At 62.9% G+C, this 23,995-nt stretch carries 24 protein-coding genes and 4 tRNA genes; 25 read left to right on the top strand and 3 right to left on the bottom strand.

The window, feature by feature from the left end; genetic code table 11:
- Positions 1-15: 15 nt before the first annotated feature.
- Complete coding sequence (locus MCUTH_RS07255; protein WP_066957568.1) at positions 16-1,221, top strand: deoxyguanosinetriphosphate triphosphohydrolase family protein; 1,206 nt, start codon at positions 16-18, stop codon at positions 1,219-1,221.
- 178 nt (positions 1,222-1,399) lie between these two features.
- On the top strand, positions 1,400-2,209 hold the full coding sequence (locus MCUTH_RS07250) for a lipase family alpha/beta hydrolase (RefSeq protein WP_066957566.1): 810 nt from the start codon (positions 1,400-1,402) through the stop codon (positions 2,207-2,209).
- Here the strand turns inward: MCUTH_RS07250 and MCUTH_RS07245 are convergent.
- Entirely contained in the window at positions 2,180-2,470 is a 291-nt protein-coding gene (locus tag MCUTH_RS07245; protein ID WP_066957564.1) for a hypothetical protein, read from the bottom strand. The two genes, MCUTH_RS07250 and MCUTH_RS07245, sit on opposite strands and share 30 nt — an antisense overlap.
- A 248-nt stretch (positions 2,471-2,718) precedes the next feature.
- Here MCUTH_RS07245 and MCUTH_RS07240 point away from each other — a divergent pair, with 248 nt between their 5' ends.
- The 10 genes from MCUTH_RS07240 to cysE all read left to right on the top strand — a co-directional run bounded on the left by MCUTH_RS07240 (position 2,719) and on the right by cysE (position 11,451).
- A complete protein-coding gene (locus MCUTH_RS07240; RefSeq protein WP_066957562.1) occupies positions 2,719-3,288 on the top strand; it encodes a hypothetical protein in 570 nt (189 codons plus the stop codon).
- A gap of 142 nt (positions 3,289-3,430) precedes the next feature.
- Positions 3,431-3,502, top strand: a tRNA-Cys gene (locus MCUTH_RS07235).
- Positions 3,503-3,513: 11 nt separating this feature from the next.
- Positions 3,514-4,893: an O-phospho-L-seryl-tRNA:Cys-tRNA synthase gene (pscS, locus tag MCUTH_RS07230; RefSeq protein WP_066957560.1), complete on the top strand. Its 1,380-nt coding sequence runs from the start codon at positions 3,514-3,516 to the stop codon at positions 4,891-4,893.
- Complete coding sequence (locus tag MCUTH_RS07225; RefSeq protein ID WP_066957558.1) at positions 4,890-6,185, top strand: O-acetylhomoserine aminocarboxypropyltransferase/cysteine synthase family protein; 1,296 nt, start codon at positions 4,890-4,892, stop codon at positions 6,183-6,185. The genes pscS (MCUTH_RS07230) and MCUTH_RS07225 overlap by 4 nt, the downstream gene beginning before the upstream one ends.
- A 1-nt stretch (position 6,186) precedes the next feature.
- Positions 6,187-7,656 (top strand): homoserine O-acetyltransferase MetX, encoded by a 1,470-nt coding sequence (gene metX / locus MCUTH_RS07220; protein ID WP_066957556.1) that lies wholly within the window; start codon positions 6,187-6,189, stop codon positions 7,654-7,656.
- Positions 7,653-8,135: a DUF1890 domain-containing protein gene (locus MCUTH_RS07215; protein ID WP_066957554.1), complete on the top strand. Its 483-nt coding sequence runs from the start codon at positions 7,653-7,655 to the stop codon at positions 8,133-8,135. The genes metX and MCUTH_RS07215 overlap by 4 nt, the downstream gene beginning before the upstream one ends.
- Positions 8,114-8,401, top strand: coding sequence for a DUF1894 domain-containing protein (locus tag MCUTH_RS07210; protein ID WP_066957552.1), 288 nt, complete (start codon positions 8,114-8,116; stop codon positions 8,399-8,401). Before MCUTH_RS07215 ends, MCUTH_RS07210 begins: the two co-directional genes overlap by 22 nt.
- Complete coding sequence (gene thiI, locus MCUTH_RS07205) at positions 8,398-9,534, top strand: tRNA uracil 4-sulfurtransferase ThiI (protein WP_066957550.1); 1,137 nt, start codon at positions 8,398-8,400, stop codon at positions 9,532-9,534. Before MCUTH_RS07210 ends, thiI begins: the two co-directional genes overlap by 4 nt.
- 18 nt (positions 9,535-9,552) lie before the next feature.
- Positions 9,553-10,482, top strand: coding sequence for a cysteine synthase A (gene cysK / locus MCUTH_RS07200; RefSeq protein WP_066957547.1), 930 nt, complete (start codon positions 9,553-9,555; stop codon positions 10,480-10,482).
- Positions 10,483-10,497: 15 nt separating this feature from the next.
- Positions 10,498-11,451, top strand: coding sequence for a serine O-acetyltransferase (gene cysE / locus MCUTH_RS07195; protein WP_066957545.1), 954 nt, complete (start codon positions 10,498-10,500; stop codon positions 11,449-11,451).
- A gap of 6 nt (positions 11,452-11,457) precedes the next feature.
- On the opposite strand, the gene nadA is transcribed toward cysE, so the two are convergent.
- The gene (gene nadA / locus MCUTH_RS07190) at positions 11,458-12,381 is read right to left on the bottom strand and encodes a quinolinate synthase NadA (RefSeq protein WP_066957542.1); all 924 of its coding nucleotides are present in this window, start codon (positions 12,379-12,381) and stop codon (positions 11,458-11,460) included.
- Between the two features lie 122 nt (positions 12,382-12,503).
- Between nadA and MCUTH_RS07185 the strand changes: the two genes are divergently transcribed.
- Positions 12,504-12,851 (top strand): hypothetical protein, encoded by a 348-nt coding sequence (locus MCUTH_RS07185; protein ID WP_066957540.1) that lies wholly within the window; start codon positions 12,504-12,506, stop codon positions 12,849-12,851.
- 9 nt (positions 12,852-12,860) lie between these two features.
- Here the strand turns inward: MCUTH_RS07185 and MCUTH_RS07180 are convergent, their stop codons facing one another.
- Positions 12,861-13,853, bottom strand: a complete 993-nt coding sequence (locus tag MCUTH_RS07180) for a radical SAM protein (protein ID WP_083524813.1) — start codon at positions 13,851-13,853, stop codon at positions 12,861-12,863.
- Between the two features lie 180 nt (positions 13,854-14,033).
- Between MCUTH_RS07180 and MCUTH_RS07175 the strand changes: the two genes are divergently transcribed.
- The 12 genes from MCUTH_RS07175 to MCUTH_RS07120 all read left to right on the top strand — a co-directional run bounded on the left by MCUTH_RS07175 (position 14,034) and on the right by MCUTH_RS07120 (position 23,995).
- Positions 14,034-14,228, top strand: coding sequence for a MoaD/ThiS family protein (locus MCUTH_RS07175; RefSeq protein WP_066957538.1), 195 nt, complete (start codon positions 14,034-14,036; stop codon positions 14,226-14,228).
- 4 nt (positions 14,229-14,232) lie between these two features.
- A complete protein-coding gene (locus MCUTH_RS07170) occupies positions 14,233-15,150 on the top strand; it encodes a TIGR00269 family protein (RefSeq protein ID WP_066957536.1) in 918 nt (305 codons plus the stop codon).
- Between the two features lie 230 nt (positions 15,151-15,380).
- A tRNA-Cys gene (locus tag MCUTH_RS07165) sits at positions 15,381-15,452 on the top strand.
- A 167-nt stretch (positions 15,453-15,619) separates the two neighbouring features.
- Positions 15,620-16,366 (top strand): HesA/MoeB/ThiF family protein, encoded by a 747-nt coding sequence (locus tag MCUTH_RS07160; protein ID WP_066957534.1) that lies wholly within the window; start codon positions 15,620-15,622, stop codon positions 16,364-16,366.
- Entirely contained in the window at positions 16,363-16,641 is a 279-nt protein-coding gene (locus MCUTH_RS07155) for a MoaD/ThiS family protein (RefSeq protein ID WP_066957532.1), read from the top strand. Before MCUTH_RS07160 ends, MCUTH_RS07155 begins: the two co-directional genes overlap by 4 nt.
- 882 nt (positions 16,642-17,523) lie before the next feature.
- Positions 17,524-17,595, top strand: a tRNA-Cys gene (locus tag MCUTH_RS07150).
- Positions 17,596-17,918: 323 nt separating this feature from the next.
- Positions 17,919-17,989 (top strand) — tRNA-Cys (locus MCUTH_RS07145).
- A 12-nt stretch (positions 17,990-18,001) separates the two neighbouring features.
- A complete protein-coding gene (gene pscS / locus MCUTH_RS07140) occupies positions 18,002-19,366 on the top strand; it encodes an O-phospho-L-seryl-tRNA:Cys-tRNA synthase (protein ID WP_066957529.1) in 1,365 nt (454 codons plus the stop codon).
- 11 nt (positions 19,367-19,377) lie between these two features.
- A complete protein-coding gene (locus tag MCUTH_RS07135) occupies positions 19,378-20,673 on the top strand; it encodes an O-acetylhomoserine aminocarboxypropyltransferase/cysteine synthase family protein (RefSeq protein ID WP_066957528.1) in 1,296 nt (431 codons plus the stop codon).
- A gap of 119 nt (positions 20,674-20,792) precedes the next feature.
- On the top strand, positions 20,793-21,329 hold the full coding sequence (locus tag MCUTH_RS07130; RefSeq protein WP_066957526.1) for a threonyl-tRNA synthetase editing domain-containing protein: 537 nt from the start codon (positions 20,793-20,795) through the stop codon (positions 21,327-21,329).
- Positions 21,330-21,520: 191 nt separating this feature from the next.
- A complete protein-coding gene (locus tag MCUTH_RS07125) occupies positions 21,521-22,411 on the top strand; it encodes a nucleotide-binding protein (RefSeq protein WP_066957524.1) in 891 nt (296 codons plus the stop codon).
- 30 nt (positions 22,412-22,441) lie between these two features.
- Positions 22,442-23,995, top strand: coding sequence for a nitrogenase component 1 (locus MCUTH_RS07120; RefSeq protein ID WP_066957522.1), 1,554 nt, complete (start codon positions 22,442-22,444; stop codon positions 23,993-23,995).

Below are 23,995 nucleotides of genomic sequence, written 5' to 3'. Positions count from 1 at the left end.
TCACTGGAGGATACCATGGAGATCCCGCCCTACATCGCCGACCGGATGGCCCGGAGAATGGCCGATCGCGAATCCCTCCTCTCGCCCCGTGCGACCCGAAACGCCGACTATATCAGGCGGTCCGGCTTCAAACCCGAAGAGCCGGTGATCCGGCCGCCGTTCTTCCGGGACGCCGACCGGATCGTCCACTCGAAGGCATACTCGCGCTACATCGACAAGACCCAGGTCTTTTACCTCGTCGAGAACGACCATATCACCCACCGCGTCCTCCACGTCCAGCTCGTCTCGAAGATTGGAAGGACGATCGGAAGAGCCCTCGGCTTAAACGAGGACCTGATCGAGGCGATCGCCCTCGGCCACGATATCGGCCACGTGCCCTACGGCCACCTCGGAGAGACGTTCCTCGACGAGCTCTGCGCCGAGCACGGACTTAGGGGGTTTTGGCACAACGTTCAGAGCGTCAGGTTCCTCGACGACATCGAGGAATGCGACCTCACGCTGCAGGTGCTCGATGGGATCCTCTGCCACAACGGCGAGTCCAATAACCATACTCTCACAATCGAGGGCGAAGCTGACTGGGACTCGTTTGAGAGTAAACTACGGAAGATCGAAGGCGGGGGCGATGCTCACCCGCTCACTGCCGAGGGATGTGTCGTGAGAATTGCCGACAGCATCTCCTACCTCGGCCGCGATCTGGCGGACGCCCTCGAGGTCGAGGTGATCGGTGAACGGGATCTCGAGGACTTCCCAGAGAACTGCATGGACCTCTTCGGTATCGCCGGAAGGAAGAGGGAAGCATTCTCCGATATCAACCGAAAGGTGCTCGACATCCTGATCCGCGACATCATCACGGAGAGCTACGATGCCGACTGCATCGCCTTCTCGGCGGAGGCGTCGGCGTGCGTCGCGGCCTTCAAGGAGTTCAACATGGAGCATATCTACTCGAACCAAAGGCTCCTCGCGAACCGGGAGAAGATCCGGTTCATGTTCCGGTATCTCTTCGATCGGATCATCGAGGACATTGAGGATGAGCGCGAGAACTCGCCGGTGTACGAGGATCTCATCAACGCACCGTGGGTGTCCCCGCGGTACGTCGCCACCGCCGCGCCGGCGGAACTCGCGAGGGACTTCATCGCCGGGATGACCGACCGCTACTTCGAGTGGGTCTTCCGGCGGAGCATCCTCCCGGAGAGAGTCCGGTCGAGGTACCGGGGATGGTGAATCCCCAGAGGTTAAGGTTCGCCCGTTATCGCGATCTCTGCCCGGAAGTTCTGATGAAAGAGACGGAGAGGGTCAGCCTCACGCTGGATTGCAGATCCGCCGAAACATACATCGTGCCGGGGATTGGATCATGAGTACATGAACCCTGCCTGCCCGGAGGAGGCGTGATACCATCCGGATGAACTCGAGGCGTCCGGCCGTCCTGGTCCACGGGTGGCGGAGCCATCCCGGCATCTGGAATCGCCTTGCCCCGGTTCTATCGGAGACCGGAGTGCCCATCTGGAGGTTTGACTACACCGCAATCCAGAACGCCGGGACAGAGGCTATCGCCCTCGCTCTCCAGGACTATATCCACAAACAGCGGAGAGAGACCGGCTACGCCGGCCCCGTCGACCTCGTCTGTCACTCGATGGGGACATGCATCGCCCGGTACCTCCTTGAGGTCCTCGACGGCAGCAAGCAAGAGGAAGAGGTTCGGCTGATCGTCGGGATCGGCCCCCCGAACAACGGCTCGGCTCTCGCCGAGCTCTTCAACGATCCCGAGCAGGGCCCGGAGGTGATCCGGCGGCTTGCAGGAGTCTTCGTCCCGGAGGACTACGACCCCGGGGAGGACACCATCGTTCAGGAGTTCCGTCCGGGCAGTAAGATCGTTTTGGCGCTTCGCCGCGCCGGGACCCGCGACGATATCGCTTACCGGCTCCTCCTCGCCGCAAACCGGACCCAAACGCCGGCGTTCTTCCCGGCGTTCGGCGGCAGAACATGGGAGATCGACCCGAACGGCGGGTGGCGGACGACGTATGCCGGGGACGGCATCGTCCCCCACACCGACTCCTACCTCCCCGGCGCGAGGGTGGATCTCCTCCCGGAGGATCCCGGGAGCCTGGCCCGGCACCCGGAGCACTATTGCCATATCATGCTGCCGAGAAACCCGGAGGTCATCGCCCGGATCACGGCTCTCCTAAAGTCTTCGGAGGGCCTGCCGCGCTGACTCCGCCCAGGCGTTGATTGCCCGTTCCAGGTCCTCACCAGCCTTTCGTGCCGTCCGTTCTATATGCTCGTGCCCCTCGGGCGTTCCAAGGAGGTGGTGGCCCGCGTTCATAACGTCGTTGACGGCTTTTCGGACCGATTCGGCTGCCTCGTGTATGCGTTCTTCAACGGTGGGAGCGGCCGGAGCCTCCTCCTCCACAGGTTCGGGGTCGGGGTCAACCACCCACCTCCCCTGAACAAAACGACCTTTTTCCTCGCTCATAAACTTGGGTGTAGGTCTCTCCCGAATAAAAATCTGCTTTTTTACGCCATGGCTTCCCGGGTAGGCCCTTTCTTGTATCGGGGAGGACCCGGGTGATGCCTGAATCTTATGGCGCGTCAGGACGCTATCCAACCCCCTGCATCTTTTCGAGGCGTCTTGAGCCCCTGAATACCTGCATGGAGCCTCTACTGCGTCCGGGACAATCCCGGTGCACAGGTTAATTATCTCCTGGGCACAGGGGAAGACCCATGTTCCTGGTTGCCGGCCTCGAGCGGTGTGAGCGGGCTCTTGCATCTGGGCGCTGCATTTTTGCGATCGCACGAATTGCCACGCTTGTTATCCTCTTCCTCCTGGCTCTCCCGCTCCTTCTCGGATTCGCCTTCGGAGTGCCCCCGTTGGTGATCGTTACGCTCATCGCATCGACGCTTGCCTTCCAGGCGATCGCGGCCGTCATCGGCCTTGGGTTTGGGCTTCATCCTGCGATCGTGCTTGCCCTCCTGACATCGGTGGCGGTAGGGGTCATGATCGGTATCCTCGAACTCTGCTATCTCTTCGGCGGGCGTTTTCGTCTGCTCCAGCGACTGATCCAGACGACCAATGCAAGGGCGGGCAGGGTTGCCTTTCTTGGGCGATACGGGGCCCTGATGCTCATCCCGACAATATGGTTCCCCGGAATTGCCCTCTATGGGACTCCCGTCGTCGCCTGGCTCTTTCAGTATCCGCGGTTCTCCTCCCTCCTCTGCATGACCGCCGGCTGGGCGATCGCCGTCGTCACGGTCATGGCGGCGGCGTCGTGGCTCGTTCGCCTGGCGTTCTGAGCCGCGGCAGTCCTTGCTTTTGTCCGATCGCGGATAACTTTTGCCTCCTTCTCTCCTCCGGCGGGCCGCACAATCCCAAGGTATAAATATTCACAATTGTTATCTATGATAGTAGAATTAACAATTGTTAACCCCCTATCCTGCCGAGGTGGCGGAACGGCTACGCGGTTGACTGCAGATCAACTCCATCCCGGTTCGACTCCGGGCCTCGGCTTGAGGTGTTCCATGAAAGAACAGGTTCAGAAGACGTTTGAAGCCCTCTTCGCCCTTGAAGATATCCGGGAAGTGCTCCGGGAGGCGCTCCCGACCGGTCTCGATCCCGACGAGGAGCAGGCTGTACGGGAGGGCGTCGCCCGGGTCCGCGCCATCCTTGACGACCTGGAGGCGGGGACCGGGACCCCTGCTGTCACGAAGATCGCGGGCACCCTCGATATTCGGAATCGTGAAGAGGCTTATATCAATATCCAGCCGATCCAGGCCGCCGGCCGCCTGACCCTCGAGGCCCGGAAGGCGCTCATCGCCTACGGCGACGGCTACTCAACCTGCGACGCCTGCCGAAAGCCCTTCCGGCTTGATAAGATCACGAAGCCCTCCATTGCGGCGTTCCACGAGGACCTCGCGAAGTTCGTGAACATGGACGTGGCCCGTGTCGTCCCCGGAGCCCGCAGGGGATTTCAGGCGGTCGCCTCCACCCTCGTCTCGAAAGGCGACCCCGTCATCGTCTCGGCCCTCGCCCACTACACGGAGTTCCTGGCGGTCGAAGAGGCGGGAGGCGTCGTGAAGGAGGTCCCGATCTCGAAGGAGAACCTCGTCACCCCCGACGCCGTCGCCGAAAAGATCGAGGAGGTCATCAGGGAGACCGGGAAAAACCCGGCGCTCGCCATGTTCGACCATGTCGACTACCAGTTCGGGAACCTCCACGACGTCGCCGGCATCGCGAAGGTCGTCCACCAGTACGACATCCCGTTCCTCTACAACGGTGCCTACACGGTCGGCGTCATGCCGGTCGACGGCAAGGCAATCGGGGCCGACTTCGTCGTCGGCTCCGGACACAAGAGTATGGCATCGGTCGCGCCGTCCGGAGTGCTGGCGACGACCGATGAATGGGCACCGAAAGTGCTGCGCACCACCGCGATGGTCGGCGACGTCACCAACCGGAAGTTCGGGATCAAGGAGGTGGAGATGCTCGGGTGCACCCTGATGGGAGGGACCCTGCTCTCGATGATGGCCTCGTTCCCCGCCGTAAAAGAGCGGGTCAACCACTGGGACGAGGAGGTGAAGAAGTCGAACTACTTCATCGACGCCCTCCTCGCCATCGAGGGCTCAAAGGTCCTCTCCGAGTACCCGAGAAAGCATACGCTCACCAAGGTCGACACCACCGGGAGCTTCGATGCGGTCGCCGCGACCCACAAGCGACGGGGCTTCTTCCTCTCCGACGAACTCTCAAAGCGCGGGATCGTCGGGGAGTTTGCAGGAGCGACGCGCACCTGGAAACTCAACACCTTCGGCCTCTCCTGGAAGAAGATCCGCTATCTCGCGGAGGCCTTCCAGGAGATCGCCACAAAATACAATCTGAATGTGAAACCGAGGACAGGATCAGCATGAGCAGAGATAACTACCGGCTGGGCACGCTCGCCCTCCACGCCGGGCAGTCGCCCGACCCGACGACGGGAGCCCGTGCCGTACCAATCTACCAGACGACCTCTTACGTCTTCCGTGATACGGAGCACGCAGCGAACCTTTTTGCGCTCAAAGAGCCCGGAAACATCTACACGCGGCTGATGAACCCCACCACCGACGTCTTCGAGCAGCGGATGGCTGCGATCGAGGGAGGAACCGCGGCGGTAGGGGTTGCGTCGGGGATGGCGGCGATCACAAACGCCCTCCTTGCCGTCACACAACCGGGCGACGAGATCGTCGCCGCCGACAACCTCTACGGCGGCACCTACGAACTCTTCAACTACACGTTCCCGAAACTCGGGCGCAAGGTGGTCTTCGTCGACTCGACCGACCTCGAGGCGTTTTCGGCGGCGGTGACGGGAAAGACCCGGGCGGTCTACGCGGAGTCGATCGGGAACCCGAAACTTGACGTCCCCGACTTTGAGGCCATCGCGGCGATCGCACACGACGCCGGGGTGCCGTTCGTCGTCGACAACACCGCGGCGGTCGGTCTCGTCCGCCCCATCGACCACGGTGCCGACATCGTCGTCCTCTCGGCGACCAAGTTCGTCGGGGGCCACGGCACCTCGATCGGCGGGGTGGTCGTCGATTCCGGCAACTTCGCCTGGGACAACGGAAAGTTCCCCGGCTTCACCGAGCCCGACCCCTCCTACCACGGGCTCAGGTACTGGGAGACGTTTGGGAATTTCCCGGGGCTCGGCAACGTCGCCCTCGCCTACAAGGTCCGGCTTGAGGTCCTCCGGGACATGGGAGCGTGCCTTTCCCCGATGAACGCCTTCCTCCTCTTGCTGGGGCTCGAGACCCTCCACCTCCGGGTCGAGCGGCACTCGGAGAATGCTCTCGCGGTCGCCCGGTTCCTCCGGGACCACCCGAAGGTCGCCTGGGTGAATTACCCCGGCCTCCCCGACCACCCGTCCCACGCCCTCGCCCGGAAATACCTCTCCGGCGGGTTCGGCGCCCTGGTCGGGTTCGGGGTGAAAGGGGGGTGTGATGCGAGCAAAAAGGTGATCGAGCGGCTCCGGCTCTTCTCGCACCTGGCAAACATCGGAGACTCAAAGAGCCTCGTCATCCACCCGGCGAGCACCACTCACCAGCAGCTGACGCTCGAGGAGCAGGCGGCCTGCGGGGTGACCCCGGACTACATACGCCTCTCCGTCGGGATAGAGGATGTCAGGGACATCATCGAAGACCTCGACCAGGCGCTCGGGGATGAGTAAGATGCCCGGATCGGTCGGCACCACAAGGACGGAGTACGTCACCTTCTCCGAACCCCTCCCTCTCGATAGCGGTGCGGTCCTTTCGCCGGTGACGATCGCCTACGAGACCTACGGCCGGCTGAACCGGGAGAAGAGCAACGCGATCCTGATCTGCCACGCCCTCTCGGGCGACGCCCACGCGGCAGGCTACCATGAAGGTGAGACCCGGCCTGGGTGGTGGGACGGCGTCATCGGGCCCGGAAAGGCCTTCGACACCGACCGTTACTTCGTCATCTGCTCCAACGTCATCGGCGGCTGCAAGGGCTCGACCGGCCCCTCCTCCATCAACCCCGCGACCGGCCGGCCCTATGCCCTGGAGTTTCCGGTGATCACCGTGCGGGACATGGTCCGGGCGCAGAAACGCCTGATCGACCACCTCGGGATCAACTGCCTCGCCGCGGTGGCGGGGGGTTCGATGGGGGGCATGCAGGCGCTCCAGTGGTCGGTCACCTACCCGGAGGCGGTCCGGAAGGTGATCGCCATCGCCACGACCGCACGCTCGACCGCCCAGCAGATCGCCTTCAACGAGGTCGGGCGGCAGGCAATCATGGCCGATCCCGCGTGGGCGGGCGGGGCCTACCCGGCGGATCGCCCGCCGGTGCAGGGGCTTAGGCTCGCCCGGATGATCGGGCACATCACCTACCTCTCCGACGGGGCGATGCGCGAGAAGTTCGGGCGCAACCTGCAGGGCCGCAGCAGCGTCGGCTACGGGTTCTCCACCGAGTTTCAGGTCGAGAGTTACCTCCACCACCAGGGCGAGACCTTCACCCGGCGTTTCGACGCCAACTCCTACCTCTACATCACCCGGGCGCTCGACTACTTCGATCTCGCCGTGGACGACTCGCTCGCCGCTGGGTTTGCCGGGGCGAAGGCCTCGTTCCTGGTCGTCTCGGTCTCCTCGGACTGGCTCTACCCGCCCTACCAGTCCGAGGAGATCGTCAATGCCCTGGCCGCAAACGGCATTCCCGTCCATTACTGCGAGATCCGGTCGAATTACGGGCACGACGGATTCCTCCTCGAGTATGGGCAGTTGAACTACATCATCGGCACGTTCCTCGACCACCTGCTCGTCCGGGACGTCATGGAGACGGGCATTCCGACCATCGTCGAACGGGCGTCCATTCACGACGCTTCCCGGATCATGATCGAGAACGGCGTCAACCACCTCCCCGTCCTCTCTGAGAAGGGCGATCTCGCCGGGATCGTCACCTCCTGGGACATCGCGAAAGCGGTTGCCTGCGATTATGGGAGCCTCGACGAGATCATGTCGCGCTCGGTCGTCACCGCCGCCCCGGACGAGCCGGTCGCGGAGGTCGCCCGGAGGATGGAGGAGCGGTCGATCTCCGCCCTTCCCGTCGTCGACGCGGACCGGCGGGTGATCGGGCTCATATCGAGCGATGCGATCAGCACCCTCATAGGGAGGTGCACATGACGCCGCAGGCAGAGACGGATGAATCGGCCCTCCTGGTCTTCGGGTGCCCGGAGGTTCCGGTGCAGGCGGCGATCGGTCTGTACCTTGCAGGCCGGCTCGCTGAAGATGGCTACGACGTCCTCTGTGCCGGGAACGCCTCGGTTCTTGGCCTCCTCCGCGTCTCCGACTGGAGGCAGCACTACATCGGAAAGACCATCGACCTCGACCGCTGTATCGGGGAACTGGCGGAGAGGAAGCGGAATGCCGCTCTCTGTGTGGTCTTCGCCCATAACGATGCCGGCGTCTCGTATGCCGCGACGGTGCGCCACCTCCTCCCCAACGCACGCCTCCTCCTCATTATCTTCGGCAGGATCGCCGAAGAACTCGCAGCAGGGGTCGAGTTCCCCTGCGAGAAGGTCGTGGAGAAGGCGGTCCACAACCCGGGAAAACTAAAAATTGGGATCGACGAGGTCTTCGGATGGCGTGCATCGACGAGCTGAACCCTGAGGTTCTCCTTCGGGGAGCCTCGTTTGCTGAGTGCCGGAAGGCGGTGGAGAAGCGCTGCCGCGAGATCTACTACGTCGATCCGGGGTACGCGATCTTTGATACGCACATCATCGGGGTCCCGCCGATCGCCGTCGGGGTGGAGGAGGATGCCTACATCGTCCTCCCCTACACCAAGCCCTGCTACGGGACGTTCCTGATCCGTGTGCCGGGGGGCGCGGAGGTCGAACGGCTCCGGCTGAAGGGGAGGCGGAGACCATGACCGAACCGAACCGGGTCTGGCTGGTGCGTTACTCCGAGGTCTTCCTCAAGTCGGAGCCCGTCCGCCGGGCGTGGGAGAAGAGCCTTGTTTGCGGGATCGAACGAGTGCTCCCGGGTGCAAAAGTCCGGCGTGAGCGCGGGAGGATCTGGCTTACCGGGGACGTCGACCCGGAGGTGCTCCGGAATATCTTTGGCATCGTCTCGTTCTCGCTCTGCGATGTCGTGCCGCTCGACGATCTGCCGGCGGGGCTTCTTAGGTTCTGCGATGATCACGATATCGAAGACGCCGCGACCTTCGCCCTCCGGATCCGGCGCGTCGGGACTCACCCCTTCACCTCACAGGATCTTGCCAGGCGGCTTGGAGACCTGGTCCGGTCGGAGTACCCGCACCTTTCGGTCGACCTCGATCACCCAGAACGGGAGATCTTTATCGAGGTCCGGGACGGGACCTGCTACCTCTTCGACCAGAAGATCCCTGGCGCCGGCGGCATCCCCCCGGGTGTGGAGGGGACGCTTGTTGCGCTCATCTCCGGGGGGATCGACTCCCCGGTCGCGGCCTACCTGATGATGAAGCGGGGGTGCCGGATCGTCCCGATCTATGTCGGGCTCGAGGGCTTCCTTGACGAGACGAACCTTGCCCGGACGAAGGCCACGGTCGAGGCCCTCCGCCGCTACCAGCCGGATATCGATCTTATGGTCGTTCGGGATGGATACCTCGCCCGGGCGCGGCGGACGCTTGAAGAGCGGGGAGAGGAGCGTTATACCTGCCTCCTCTGCAAGCGGCGAATGTATCGGATCGCCGCTGAAGTCGCCCGGAGGGTGGGGGCGAAGGGCTTTGTCACCGGCGAGTCGATGGGCCAGGTCGCATCGCAGACCCTGGACAACCTGGCGGTGCTCACCGATGCGGCGACGATCCCTGTTTACCGGCCGCTGATCGGGTTCGACAAGGAGGACGTCATCCGAATTGCCCGCGATATCGGGACGTTCGATGTCTCGATCGCACCCGCAAGCGGATGCGGAGCGGTCCCGGCACGTCCCTGCACCGCTGCGGCGATCGAGACGGTCCGTGCGCTCGAAGAGGCGGTGGGGGATGCCGGAGATGTGGAAATGCTGTCTATTCAAGTATGTGAATGATCAAATGGGGCAATACCTATGGGAAGGATATACAATGACATCACCAGGACGATCGGGAACACCCCGCTTGTCCGGTTGAACCGCGTAACAGATGGGGCCCGGGCGACGGTCCTCGCCAAGGTGGAGTCGTTCAACCCGATGGGGAGCGTGAAAGACCGGATCGGTGTTGCGATGATCGACGAGGCCGAGCGGGCCGGCGATATCCGGGAAGGGACGACGATCGTCGAGGCGACGAGCGGCAACACCGGGATTGCGCTTGCGTTCGTCTGTGCCGCCCGCGGCTACCCGCTCATCCTGGTGATGCCCGAGACGATGAGTGTGGAACGGCGCAAACTTCTCGCCGCGCTGGGGGCCGAGGTGGTCCTCACCCCCGGGGCCGAGGGGATGAAGGGAGCGGTCAGCCGTGCCGCCAAAATCGCCGCCGAGAAACCGAACGCCTACTTCATGCCCAGGCAGTTCGATAACCCGGCGAATCCAGCCGTCCACCGCCGGACAACCGCCGAGGAGATCTGGCGGGACACCGACGGGGCCGTCGATGCCATCGTCGCCGGCGTCGGGACGGGAGGAACGATCACCGGGATTGCCGAGGTCATCAAGGCGCGGAAACCCTCATTTAGGGCGATCGCTGTCGAGCCTGCCGAGTCCCCCGTCCTCTCCGGCGGCCAGGCTGGCCCGCACCGAATCCAGGGGATCGGGGCCGGGTTCGTACCGGGCGTTCTTCGGACCGATCTCATCGACGAGGTCGTCCGGGTCACCGCCGAGGATGCCTTCGCGATGGCACGCCGGCTCGCCGCCAAAGAGGGTATCCTCGCCGGCATATCCTCGGGTGCGGCGGTCCATGCGGCCTGCGAGGTCGCCCGCCGGCCGGAGTACGAGGGAAAGGTGATCGTCGTCATCCTCCCGGATACAGGCGAGCGGTACCTCTCGACGGACCTCTTTAGCGCCTGAGGCGGGGGCGACGCGGTGAGCATCAGGGAAGACATCCAGACGGTCTTTGACAAGGACCCGGCGGCCCGGTCGACGCTCGAGGTCCTCCTCTGCTACCCGGGCCTCCACGCCATCTGGGCGCACCGGATAGCGCACGCCCTCTACCGCCGCCGACTCTACTTCCTGGCCCGGCTCGTCTCTCATATATCGCGGGCGCTGACCGGGATCGAGATCCACCCCGGCGCGAAGATCGGCCGCCGGGTCTTCATCGACCACGGGTCGGGTGTCGTGATCGGGGAGACCGCGGAGGTCGGGGACGATGTCCTGATCTACATGGGTGTGGTGCTCGGCGGGACCGCCCTCGAACGGACAAAGCGGCACCCGACGATCGAGGACGGCGTCATCATCGGGTCGGGGGCGATCGTGCTTGGCCCCATCACCGTCGGGCGCGGGGCAAAGATCGGCGCAGGCTCGGTCGTCGTCCACCCCGTCCCCCCCGGTGCGACGGTCGTCGGGGTCCCGGGCAGGCTTGCCGGTCCGAAGTGTCCGCGGGGCCAGGAGAAACTCGACCGCGGCGACCTTCCCGACCCGATGCTCCGGGTAATCAGCCGCATGCTTGATAGGCAGAATCGGATTGAGGAGCGGCTCCGGGCGATGGAGCGGGCGGGCCTGGTTCCCGGAAGACGCCAGGAGGAGATCGAACTCGAGGAGAGAGTCCGGGCGGCGTTAAAAGAGGTGATCGACCCGGAGGTCGGGATCGATCTCGTCGACCTCGGTCTGATCCGGGGGATCACCGTCCGGGACTCATCGGTGCTTGTCGAGATGGTCCTGACCACCGCCACCTGCCCGCTCGTCGACTACCTCACCGACCAGGTCCGGCGCCGGGTCCTCGAGGTGAGCGGCGTTCAGAACGTCGAGGTGCAGGTTCTCGACGAGCCCTGGGACTGGGACCGGTTCTTCGGCGAACGGAATCTCTTCGAGAAGACCTGAAAATGACTACCGCGGGAGATCCAGCATCCGCTGGATCGCGACCCGCGCCCGGGCGGCGGTATCCTCCGGGACCGTCACCCGCGGCTTGCACTCTTCGAGGGTGGCGCATACCTTTGCGAGATTGGTCTTCTTCATATTGACGCAGATTGCCTTCTTTGAGAGGGGATAAAAGACCTTTCCCGGGCACTTCTTCTCGAGCTGGTGGAGGAGCCCGACCTCGGTCCCGATGATGAACTCCCGACGGGGGCTATCGCAGGCGTGGCGCACCATCCCCGAGGTCGAGAAGACGTGATCGGCCAGATCAATCACCTCGGGCCGGCACTCGGGGTGGACGAGCACCTCGGCTTCCGGATGTGCGCGGCGGGCGGCCAGCACCTCATCGGCCGTCATTCGGTCGTGGACGATGCAGTAGCCCTCCCAGGGGAGGATCTCCTTTTTTGTGAACCGGGCGACGTAGCGGCCGAGGTTTCTGTCGGGGAGGAAGATCACCTGCTCTGCGTCGAGCGACTCGACGACCGCGACGGCGTTTGCGGAGGTGCAGCAGATGTCGCTCTCCGCCTTCACCGCGGCGGAGGTGTTGACGTAGGCGACGACGGCGGCCTCCGGGAACCGCTCGCGCAGCACCCGGACCTCGCCGGGGGTAACCATCTCCGCCATCGGGCAGCAGGCGTCGGCCGCGGGGAGAAGGACGGTCTTTGCCGGCGAAAGGATCGCCGCCGTCTCGGCCATGAAGTCGACGCCGGCAAAGACGATGACGTCGGCCTCGGCCTTCGCCGCCGCCCGGGCGAGTTCAAGCGAGTCCCCGACGAGGTCGGCGACCTCCTGCACCGCCGGGATCTGGTAGTTGTGGGCGAGGATGATGGCGTCTCGCTCCTCTTTCAGCGCTGCTATCCGTTCGGCGAGGGTTTTATCGGTATTGACGGACGGGATGGTATCACAACCTCTGGTCTATGATACAGGTCGTTTTCACAAACGTTATTCCTGCGTACACTTAACAATTGTGAACGTACGGTGCGGCCCGGGACTCCCCCGGGCCGCGCGGAGACGATCTCATGGCGCGAATTCTATCCGAGCGGGATGTGGCGATCTTAAAGAAGGCCGCTCCCGAATGCACGGGGCTTGTATGTGCGGGTTCGGGAGGGCCCTACCGGTCCGTCCTCCCCCCGCTCGCGAACCACTACGCAGCGAATGCGGAGGACTTCCGCATCCGTCTGGAACGGCTCGATGACGACGACCTCCACTACCTCGCGGGGCTGATACTGGACGGGAGCGAGAGCCTCGGGTGCGTCTCACCCGAATACATCGAGGTCTTTCTTTCCGTCGTCGATATCCGGCTCGGCCGGGATGTCGCCCTCTCGATCCTCGAGCACTACGAGGGCAGTGGTGGGTGCGCCCCGTGATCCCCCGCATCAGACGTCCCAGAACGGGGTGAGATCGCAGCCTGTGCAGGGGAGGCACATCGTCCTCGCCCGCCGCGGGTCGAGGTTGTACCGCTCCAGTATCTCCCGGGTCATCACCGTGAGCCGGAGGAGACGCTCCGCCGACGGACGCTCGACGGCGATCTCGCCTGCCCGGAGGGGCGATGCGGAGATCGCTCTAAGGATGGGAATGACGCCAATCTTCGCAAGATGGGTGACGCCGTCCCTGATCGTCTCGTCGTCCTCGCCGAGACCGATGATGAAGTTCGAGAAGACCGCGTTCCGCCCAAAGACCTCTACCGCATCTTTGAGCGCATCGAGGATGAACGAGAGGGAGAGGCCGGGACAGACCCGCGAGAAGATCTCGGGGTCCATCGTCTCGACGTTGTACTTGATCTCGTCGGCACCGGCGGCACGGAGGATCGCGGTCGAGTCCGCGGTGGGGTAGACCGAGACCCCGATCGGGAGGTCGAACCGTGTTCGGAGCGCCCTCACCACGGCGGCCACCCGCTCCACCTCCTGCTCCGGCGTCTCGGCGACGCCGCTCGTGAGGGAGATCGCAGAGAGGCTCCCGCTGGCAGCGGCCTCCTCGACCATTCTCACGATCGTCTCCGTATCCTTGATCGCCCCGTCGAGTTTCGGCACCGGACAGTACTTACAGTCGTAGACGCAGCGCTCGCTGACGGTGACGTATGCCTGCTCCGGGCAGTGGCAGAGCGGGCGTTCGATGCTGCCCCGCGTGATCGTCTCGCCGTCGCGGACGACGGCGACCCCGTCCCCGTCCGGGACGACCCGGAGCGGCGATGCCGGGTTGATGGAGAGCCTGACCCTCCGGCTGCCGGAGCGGATGAAGATCGATGTTCCTCCGGCTCCCGGGCCAGCCGTCGCCGTCGTTGATTGGAGAGCAGGGGCGAGCGCCTCGTCGATGCTCGCCGATCCGATACTGATGAGGTATGCCTTCTCCTCGGGTGTCATGGTGTGCATCTCTTCTCCTCCCGGTTGTCGCCACAGGCTCTTGGGTCACGAAATTAACAATTGTGAATCTGCACACGGATCTCTTCTGAGATCCTTATAATTTTTACTGTTGCGCCGGATACGCCGTATTTCGCTCCTGACCCCTGAGGGTATTTATGGGATCGCAAAACCAACATTCACAACAGAAGTATGCAGATCATCCTCCCGGACCGGAGCGTGCGAACGCTCGCTCGCACCTCCGCGCCGATAGAAGAGATCCTCCGTGAACTCGGGATCAACCCGACGACCGTGATCGTCACAAAAAACGGCAAGATCGTCCCCGAAGACGTGGTGGCGACCGAGGGCGACGAGATCCGGATCATCCGGTTCTCGCACGGCGGGTGAGCCGGTGACTTTCGGTGGGAACCGGTGCTCCCTCTGCGGCGAACCCGCGGTCGTCCGCCTCGTCGAGCCGGAGCGGCGGCTCTGCGCCGCCCACTTCATCGAAGACGCCGAAGCCCGTGTCTTTGCCGCCATGAAGCGCGAGTGCATGGTATCTCCGGGCGACCGGGTCGCCGTCGGCCTGAGCGGGGGAAAGGACAGCACCGCCCTGCTCCTGATGCTCCACCGCTCTCTCCCGGCGCTTGGGGCAGACCTCGTCGCGGTCACCATCGACGAAGGGATCGCGGGTTACCGGGAGGAGACCCTCAGGGCCGCGGAGGCTCTGACGCAGGAGCTCGGTGTCGAGCACGCGATCGTCACGTTCGCCGACCTCTTCGGGGCGGACCTCGATTCGATGCTCGTCGGCAGGGAGGCGCAGGGCTGCACCGTCTGCGGGGTGCTGCGCCGGCGGGCACTCGCCGAGGGGGTGAAGCGGGTCGGCGCGACGAAGCTTGCCACCGGGCATAACCTCGACGACGAGGCGCAGTCGGTCCTGATGAACGTCCTCCGCGGCGACCTCCCTCGCCTTCTCCAGGACACCTCGACCGGCTATCCGGGTTATTTCGTCCCCCGGATAAAACCGCTCGCCGTCCTCTCCGAGAAGGAGATCGTGACCTACCTCCTCCTCCGCGGTTACTTCCGCGACCTGCCCGAGTGTCCTTATGCCGGGACGGCGCTCCGGTCGGAGGTGCGCTCGATGGTTGCAGAACTCGAACACCGTCATCCGGGCACGATGCATCGCATCATGAGGTTCCGCGACGGCGTCCGGCGTCTGGCCCGCCCGGCGGAGCCGGCCAGGGCGCTTTCCGCCTGCCGCATCTGCGGCGAACTCACGAGCGGCGAGGTCTGCCAGGTCTGCCGGCTGCTCGGGCGGGATGAGCGGTAACTGCGGCACGCCGATGGCTGGAGCGCCTTGTCCATGCCTCCCGCTCCGGTGGCTCCCGGATCGAGTGCGCCGCAGGAGAGTCCTGTCTCTTTCGGGCGACGACCGCCCTGATGGTTTGCCGCATTCGGTCCGAACTCGGCTGAGATGCGGAAAGAATTGCCGAAAGAAGAACTATAATGGCATGAGAGGGAGCATAGTGATATAGCGGATTCACAATTGTGAATTCCAGCGCCAAGGTGGCGGAGTGGCTACGCGGTTGACTGCAGATCAACTACACCCCGGTTCGAATCCGGGCCTTGGCTCTTTGCGAATGTTCTGCTCCCGGATGCAGGAGACCTGTCCCGAAACTACCGCAGAGCAGACTCGCAATATTGGGCTTCTGCCTGCATGACGGTCTCGTCCTCCTGTTCGGAATCCTGCGCTCGAAAGACCGTCCAAGCAGGTCTACGCCGGGATCACGGGGATACAGATGCTTTCACAGAATGAACGTGAACGGTATTCACGCCAGATCATGCTCTTTGGCGAGGGAGGCCAGGAACGGCTGAAGAACGCGACGATCATCATCGCCGGGGCGGGCGGCCTCGGTTCTCCCGTATCCATCTACCTTGCGATTGCGGGGGTGGGAAGAATTATCCTCGTCGATAAGGATGCCGTGGAGCGGACGAACCTGAACCGCCAGATCCTCCACCACGACCGGGACATCGGCAGGAAGAAGACGGCATCCGCAGAGGAGAAACTGCGGGCGATCAACCCGGAGATCACCGTGGAGGTCGTCGATACGACGATAGACGAGACGAACGTGCGCGAACTCGTAGGGGATGCCGACGGGATCGTCGATGCGATGGATAACTTCCCCACCCGGTACCTGCTCAACCGGACCGCTCTCGAGAAGAGGATCCCGCTCTTTCATGGTGCAATCCGGGGACTCTACGGTCAGGCGACCACGATTCTTCCCGGAAAGACCGCATGCCTCCGGTGTGCGTTTCCCCATCCCCCGCCGAGGGAAGTCTTCCCGGTCGTCGGGGTTACGCCGGGGTTCATCGGTATGGTACAGGCCACCGAGGTGGTCAAGTACATCGTCGGGATGGGCGAGTTGCTCGCGAATCGCCTCCTCCTCTGGGATGGGGAGCGGGCCGTGGTGGAGGAGGTCGCGCTTGAACGAAACCCGTCCTGCGAGGTATGCGGCGGGATGAATCAACACGGTGATGCACCATGAAGGTTACTCTTCGTTTCTTTGCCCGGTTCGGGGAACTCCTCGGAAAGGACCGGATCGTCGATGCACCGGAGAATACGTCGCTTGCCGATCTCGTAAGGGATGCTGCGTCGCAGAACGGCGAGGGCTACGGATTGATCTTCGACGGAGAGGGAAAGTTTCGTGAATACGTCATCCTGATGCGGAACGGTAAAAGGGTCTCTGCGGCCGCTGCAGAGAGGACACCCCTCTCCGAAGGGGACGAAGTCGCCGTCTTCCCGCCGGTTGCGGGAGGATAACGAGCCGGAATAGGATCGCTTCGTCTCCCGGGCGGGGCTAACTAGCTCCGCCTCGAACTATTCTGCAGGTTTCCCGGACAGATCAGAATCGACCACGCTTGTGGCCCTCGTTCACTCTCCACGGCCACATCCGAACGTGCCGCAGCCGGCCGGGAGACGGGTGGTCGGGGGAAGAACGGAAGCTGGGAGTATCTGCAGGTCGAAGCTTTTGGGTGCACGGCACCCCGGTTCGAAAAGATGAGAACGGAGAGGGGGAGGACGTGCCTTACGGCAGAAGATCGCCTTTTCTCCGTTGTTCTGCCTGTTTCAACTACTTATTCCGTATGAGCCATTCTTCAAGGTCCACGCTAATGATGCTGTCGTCATTGAGGTCCTCCTGCCTTGACGCTCTTTTGCGGGGATATAGGGTCTCCTGACCGGCAATCACTCTGCCGGGTCGGAGTATGCGAACGTTTCTTCTGCGCATTCTATTATTCACCTCGTATGGGTTCTGTCTTCAACCGGCTGTACGCCCGCTTAAGGGGGAGCGCTCGTTTCTCACGGCGCTGTTATGGGATTATGGCGATGCAACCGGATCGGCTGCTGCCCGATATGCGAAAGGTTGGCAAACGACAGTACTCGTTCGCGCCCCGGGCGCTGCGCTCCGCAACGGTGAACCTCGCCTGGTTCTTCCACCTATCGGGGAAGACCCCTCCGAAATCCGGTGCTGGTGTACGCATGGTCATCGCCTGTTCACAATTGTTAACTCGATGTATCTTGGCCGGCTATACGATAATCGTTGAGAAAGCGGCAAGATTATGCGGCAGAAATTGCCGAAACCTCCGCACATTTATAGGCTGACATCCAACAGAGTAAACAGGTCACTCAGAGGTGAACCGACCTGCCAGGGTGGCGGAGTGGCTACGCGGTTGACTGCAGATCAACTACACCCCGGTTCAAATCCGGGCCCTGGCTCTCTTCTGTTGTATCGTTTCGCGGCGACGCTGCGATCCTCCGCTCCGGGTCTCTCTTCCGTATCGTGACTCCCTGGTCCGGCGGGGCCGATCGCGAAACACACTTTTCTCCCTGCTTCTGCTCTCCTGTCCGGGTGTTGCAGGCCACGCCGCATACCCCGTCTCCATTCCGAATGTGCCGCAGATGAGTCGGCCCTGCTTCCCTCCCGTACCTGTTAAACCCTTCCGTTCGGAGGGAAACCCGGAAAAATTCGCCGCTTTGTTAATCTATATCTATCTGCATGTGGCATCTACTATGCAGAGTTCACAATTGTGAACTCAGGCGCCCGGGTGGCAGAGGGGTTATGCGTCCGACTGCAGATCGGAGGAGATGAGTTCAAGTCTCATCCCGGGCTTTAAGGGATACCATGAGTATTAGAGTCCAGAAGACGTTCGAAGCCCTCTTCGCCCTTGAGGACCTGCGGGAGATCTTTCGTGGTTCGCTCCCGACCGGCCTTGACGAGGAGGAAGAGAAGGCGTTCCGCGCTAAGATCGCGGATCTGAAGTCCATCATCGCGGAGCTTGAAGAAGACCGGGGTACTCCCCGCACCACGATGATCGCCGATACCATTCCCCTCCGCTCGCGGGAAGAGGAATACATCAATATCCAGCCGATCCAGGCGGCGGGCCGGCTCACCCCGGAGGCGAGAAAGGCCCTGATCTCGTACGGCGACGGCTACTCCACCTGTGACGCCTGCCGAAAGCCCTTCCGGCTCGATAAGATCACGAAGCCCTCCATTGCGGCGTTCCACGAGGACCTCGCGAAGTTCGTGAACATGGACCAGGCGCGGGTCGTCCCCGGCGCACGACGCGGGTTCCAGGCAGTCGCCTCCACGCTCGTCTCGAAGGGCGATCCCGTCATCGTCTCGGCCCTCGCCCATTACACGGAGTTCCTGGCCGTGGAAGAAGCGGGAGGCGTCGTGAAGGAGGTGCCGCTTGACGCCGGCAATCGCGTCACGGCGGATGCAACGGCGGAGAAGATCGAGGAGGTCGTCCGGGAGAGCGGAAAAACCCCGGCCCTCGTGATGATCGACCATTACGACTACCAGTTCGCAAACCAGCACGACGTCCGGGGGATCGCGAAGGTCGCGCACCAGTACGACATCCCGTTCCTCTACAACGGTGCCTACACGGTCGGCGTCATGCCGGTCGACGGCAAGGCAATCGGGGCCGACTTCGTCGTCGGCTCCGGACACAAGAGTATGGCATCGGTCGCGCCGTCCGGAGTGCTGGCGACGACCGATGAATGGGCACCGAAAGTGCTGCGCACCACCGCGATGGTCGGCGACGTCACCAACCGGAAGTTCGGGATCAAGGAGGTGGAGATGCTCGGGTGCACCCTGATGGGGGGGACCCTGCTCTCGATGATGGCCTCGTTCCCCGCCGTCAAGGAGCGGGTCAACCACTGGGACGAAGAGGTGAAGAAGTCAAACTACTTCATCGACGCCCTCCTCGCCATCGAGGGCTCAAAGGTCCTCTCCGAGTACCCGAGAAAGCATACGCTCACCAAGGTCGACACCACCGGGAGTTTCGATGCGGTCGCCGCGACCCACAAGCGACGGGGCTTCTTCCTCTCCGACGAACTCTCAAAGCGCGGGATCGTCGGAGAGTTCGCAGGAGCAACGCGCACCTGGAAACTCAACACCTATGGCCTCTCCTGGAAGCAGGTCCGCTATCTCGCGGAGGCCTTCCAGGAGATCGCCGCAAAATACGATCTCCCCATCACCACGTAAGAGGGATTTCCATGGCAGAGAAAGCATTTCGTTTAGGGACAACTGCAATCCATGCAGGACAGGAGCCCGACCCCACGACCGGGTCGCGGGCGGTACCGATCTATCAGACCTCGTCGTATGTCTTCAAAGACACGAACCACGCCGCGAACCTCTTCGCGCTCAAAGAACTCGGGAACATCTACACCCGGCTCATGAACCCGACGACCGACGTCTTTGAGAAACGCGTCGCGGCTATCGAAGGGGGCCGTGCGGCCGTTGCGGTCGCTTCCGGCCAGGCGGCGATAACCTACGCCCTCCTTGCGGTCACGCGGCCGGGCGACGAGATCGTCGCTGCCGACAATCTCTACGGCGGGACCTACGAGCTCTTCAACTACACGTTCCCGAAACTCGGGCGCAAGGTGATCTTCGTCGATTCGGCCGACCCGGAGGCGTTTTCGGCGGCCATCACCGACAAAACGCGGGCGGTTTACGCGGAGTCGATCGGGAACCCGAAACTCGACGTTCCAGACTTTGAGGCGATCGCGGCGATCGCCCACGAGGCCGGGGTGCCGTTCGTCGTCGACAACACGACGGCGGTTGGGCTCGTCCGACCGATCGAGTACGGTGCGGATATCGTCGTCCACTCGGCGACGAAGTACATCGGCGGCCACGGGAACTCGATCGGCGGAACCATCGTCGATTCGGGGAACTTTGCCTGGAACAACGGGAAGTTCCCCGAGTTCACCGAGCCCGATCCGAGTTACCACGGGCTCCGGTTCTGGGAGGCGTTCGGGAACTTCCCGGGGCTCGGCAACGTCGCGCTGGCCTTCAAGATCCGCGTCCAGCTCCTCCGGGACACCGGGGCGGCGCTCTCCCCCTTCAACGCCTGGCTCTTCCTGCTCGGGCTCGAGACGCTTCACCTCCGGGTCGAGCGCCACTCCGAGAATGCTCTCGCGGTCGCCCGGTTCCTCAAGGACCACCCGAAGGTCGCCTGGGTGAACTACCCCGGCCTTCCCGAGCACCGGAGCCACGCCCTCGCAACGAAGTACCTTTCCGGGAACTACGGCCCGATCGTCGGGTTCGGGGTCAAAGGAGGAGAGGCTGCCGGGAAAAAATTCATCGAGCGACTCAGGCTCTTCTCGCACCTGGCAAACATCGGGGACTCAAAGAGCCTGGTCATCCACCCGGCGACGACCACGCACCAGCAGCTCGCTCCGGAGGAGCAGCAGGCGACCGGGGTCACCCCCGACTACATCCGGCTCGCCATCGGCACCGAGGATATCGAGGACATCATCGAAGACCTCGATCAGGCGCTGGAGGGCGTGTAGATGGTCTGCGGGCCCTGCCCTGCTACAGTCGCCTCCGGGCGTTGTCGCGGTCCGGGGAGCACCCATCCACCCCATTCCCCCTTTTTTGAGTCTCAACCCGCCGGGAGGAGACCCGGCATATGAGAATACTCTCCATCCATGCGGATACTATGTGGTACCGCCCCACAAAGCGGACGAAGATGGCGGAGGCCGTTGAACCCCGGGAAGAGAGGATGGATGAATGTGTGGTTCTTTTCTGTTGCGTTGAGAAACTCGACGAGAAAAACCCGTCGTACGTCGTTGCAAGCGCGAAGGCAAACATCCTCGATCGACTCGCGAAGTTGAAGGTGAGCCGGGTTTTGATCTACCCCTATGCCCACCTCACGAACACCCTCGGCTCCCCGGAGTGTGCGCTCTCCATCCTGCAGAGCCTTGAAGACGAACTCCGCTCTGTTGGCGTCGAGGTGAAGCGGGCGCCGTTCGGCTGGTACAAGGAGTTCGAGATCCGGGGGAAAGGCCACCCGCTCGCCGATCTCTCCATGACGATCTGCCCGTACGAGGGATGGGAGTGCGACTTCCGGTGTCCGCATTGCAAAAACCCGATCAAGGCGGTCGACCTGGAATCACCTCCTGCATCCAAAACCCGGACGCCGCCGGGACAGAGCATCGACCCGTGACGGAGAGCCCCTCGACGGGCAGATCGGCTACGGCCCTCCCGATCGTTTCACCGTACCGCTTCTCTACCCTGGATCCGTCCGGCATAATTTGCCGCAAATGACTCTTTTTCCAGAAAAATCGTGTATATTTGGCCGGTTTGCCGGATATTATCCCTTCCCGAGGAGAACTGTATACTCCACAAGGAGGTTCCATGACGAAGATCCGAAGTGTTGCCATCTATGGCAAAGGCGGAATCGGAAAATCGACGACGACATCCAATCTCAGCGCAGCCCTTGCCGATATGGGAAAACGCGTCATCCAGATCGGATGCGACCCAAAGAGCGACTCGACCAACAACCTCCGTGGAGGGAGATCGATCCCGACGGTCCTCGATGCCATCAGGAGCGGAAAGCCGGTCGAGCTGGATGATATCGTCTACGAAGGGTTCGGCGGCGTCCTCTGCATAGAGGCCGGGGGCCCGGAGCCGGGCGTCGGCTGCGCCGGACGCGGGATCATCGCTGCAATCGAGCTCCTCCGGCAGAAGAAGGTCTTTGAGGAGTACAAGCCGGACGTCGTCCTCTACGACGTCCTTGGAGACGTGGTCTGCGGCGGTTTCTCCGTCCCCATCCGCGAGGGCGTCGCCGAGCAGGTCTACACGGTGACGTCTGCGGACTTCATGGCCATCTACGCTGCAAACAACCTCTTCAAGGGGATACAGAAGTACGCCAGCAGCGGGGGTGCGCTCTTCTCCGGCATCATCGCCAACTCGGTGACGCTGCCGGTACAGCGGGAGATCATCGATGATTTCGCGTCACGGACCGGCACCACCATTGCAGAGTACGTCCCGCGGTCCGATACGATCACCCGGAGCGAACTTCTGGGCCAGACCGCAATCGAGTACGATCCGGACTCAACGCAGGCAGAAGTGTATCGCAGTCTCGCAAGAACGCTGCTGAAGAACGAGGAGAGGTACGTGCCAAAGCCGCTCGAGGCAGCGGAACTGAAAGTGTGGGCGGAGTCGTGGTCAGATCGGCTCCTTACGAAGAAGAACGACGCGCGGTCGGGTTCCGGGTCACGGGAGATAGCCTCGACGAGCACGTAGCGGCATGCACCTGAGATCGGGGAAATTGATATGGTATTTGCAACACGAGATGAGGCCGATTCGGCTCTCTACGAGAAGAGGATAGACCTCTCCCAGGCGACCTGCCCCAACCGCGAACAGAGGGCGAACGGCATCAACATCTTCTACGGCAAGGCAAGCGACCTCATCGAGAAGGCCCGGTCGGGGTGCCTGCAGAACCACGAGCGTGGTTTTGCACAGTCATCCGGCTGCTCGCTGAACTTCTACCTCTCCGTCCGCGTCGGCACCATACGGGATGCTGCGACGATCTTCCACGCGCCGGTCGGGTGCTCGTCCTCGGCCCTCGGGTACCGGGAACTCTTCCGGGGGGTTCCCGTCGAGCTGGGAAGACCGGCCGAGTACGACCTCCACTGGATGACCACGAATCTGCGCGAGAAGGACGTCGTCTACGGAGCGGGGGATAAGTTGAAGAAGGCAATATACGAGGCTCAAGAGCGGTATAACCCCAAAGCCATCTTCATCCTTACCTCCTGCACCACCGGCATCATCGGGGAGGATATCGAGGGGGCGGTTGCCGACGTTCAGCCGCATATCGACGCACGGCTCGTGCCCATCCACTGTGAGGGGGTGCGCTCCAGGATCGTGCAGACCGGCTATGACGCCTTCTGGCATGCGGTGCTGAAGTATCTGGTGAAGAAGCCGGAGAAGAAGCAGACGGACCTCGTGAACGTGGCGAGTATGCTCTCGTATACCTGGCAGGACCGCCTCGAGATCCAGCGCCTGCTCGGCAAGATCGGACTCCGTGCAAACCTTATCCCGGAGTTTGCAACGGTCGAGCAGTTCCAGCAGCTCTCGGAGGCCGCCGTGACCGCACCGCTCTGCCCCACCTACACCGACTACCTCTCACGCGGGCTCGAGCAGGAGTACGGCGTACCCTACTTCCTGTACCCTTCGCCGATGGGCATCACCAACACCGACGAATGGCTCAGGCAGATCGGGAAGTACACCGGCAAGTCCGACGAAGTCGAGGCCCTCATCGAGGAGGAGCACCGGATCTGGATGCCGAAGATGCAGGCCATACGGTCCGAGTTCGACAGGATCGCCGCAGAGAAGGGCAGCAAGGTGAGCGTTCTCGGCTCGCTCGGCCAGGGGCGGCTGCTGGCGCAGATGCCCTTCTTTGACGAACTCGGACTGGTGTCGCCCGCGGCGATGTCGCAGGACTACGACAACCTGATCCTCGAAGAACTCGAGGAGGTCGTCTCCCGGGTCGGCGACTTCGACCTGCTGGTCAATACGTTCCAGGCGGCGGAGCAGTCGCATATCACGACGAAGCTCGACCCCGATCTGACGCTCACCTGCCCGTTCCAGGGAGGAGCGTACAAGCGGATCAAGGGTGCGACCCGGATCCACGCCCTGCGCGGCGACCCGCATCCCTGGAGCGCCCAGAGCGGCTATACGGGGGCGGTGGCCTACGGAAACTTCCTGCTCCAGGCATTGAAGAGCAGGTCGTTCCAGAAGACCCTCAAAGAGAAGACGAAAGACAGCTACCGCGACTGGTGGTTCAAGCAGAGCAACCCGCTGTACTACATGAAGAGGGTGGTATAA

The sequence above is a fragment of the Methanoculleus thermophilus genome (genome assembly GCF_001571405.1).
Taxonomy (GTDB): Archaea; Halobacteriota; Methanomicrobia; order Methanomicrobiales; family Methanoculleaceae; genus Methanoculleus; species Methanoculleus thermophilus.
This window is presented reverse-complemented; position numbering and strand designations above follow the sequence as displayed.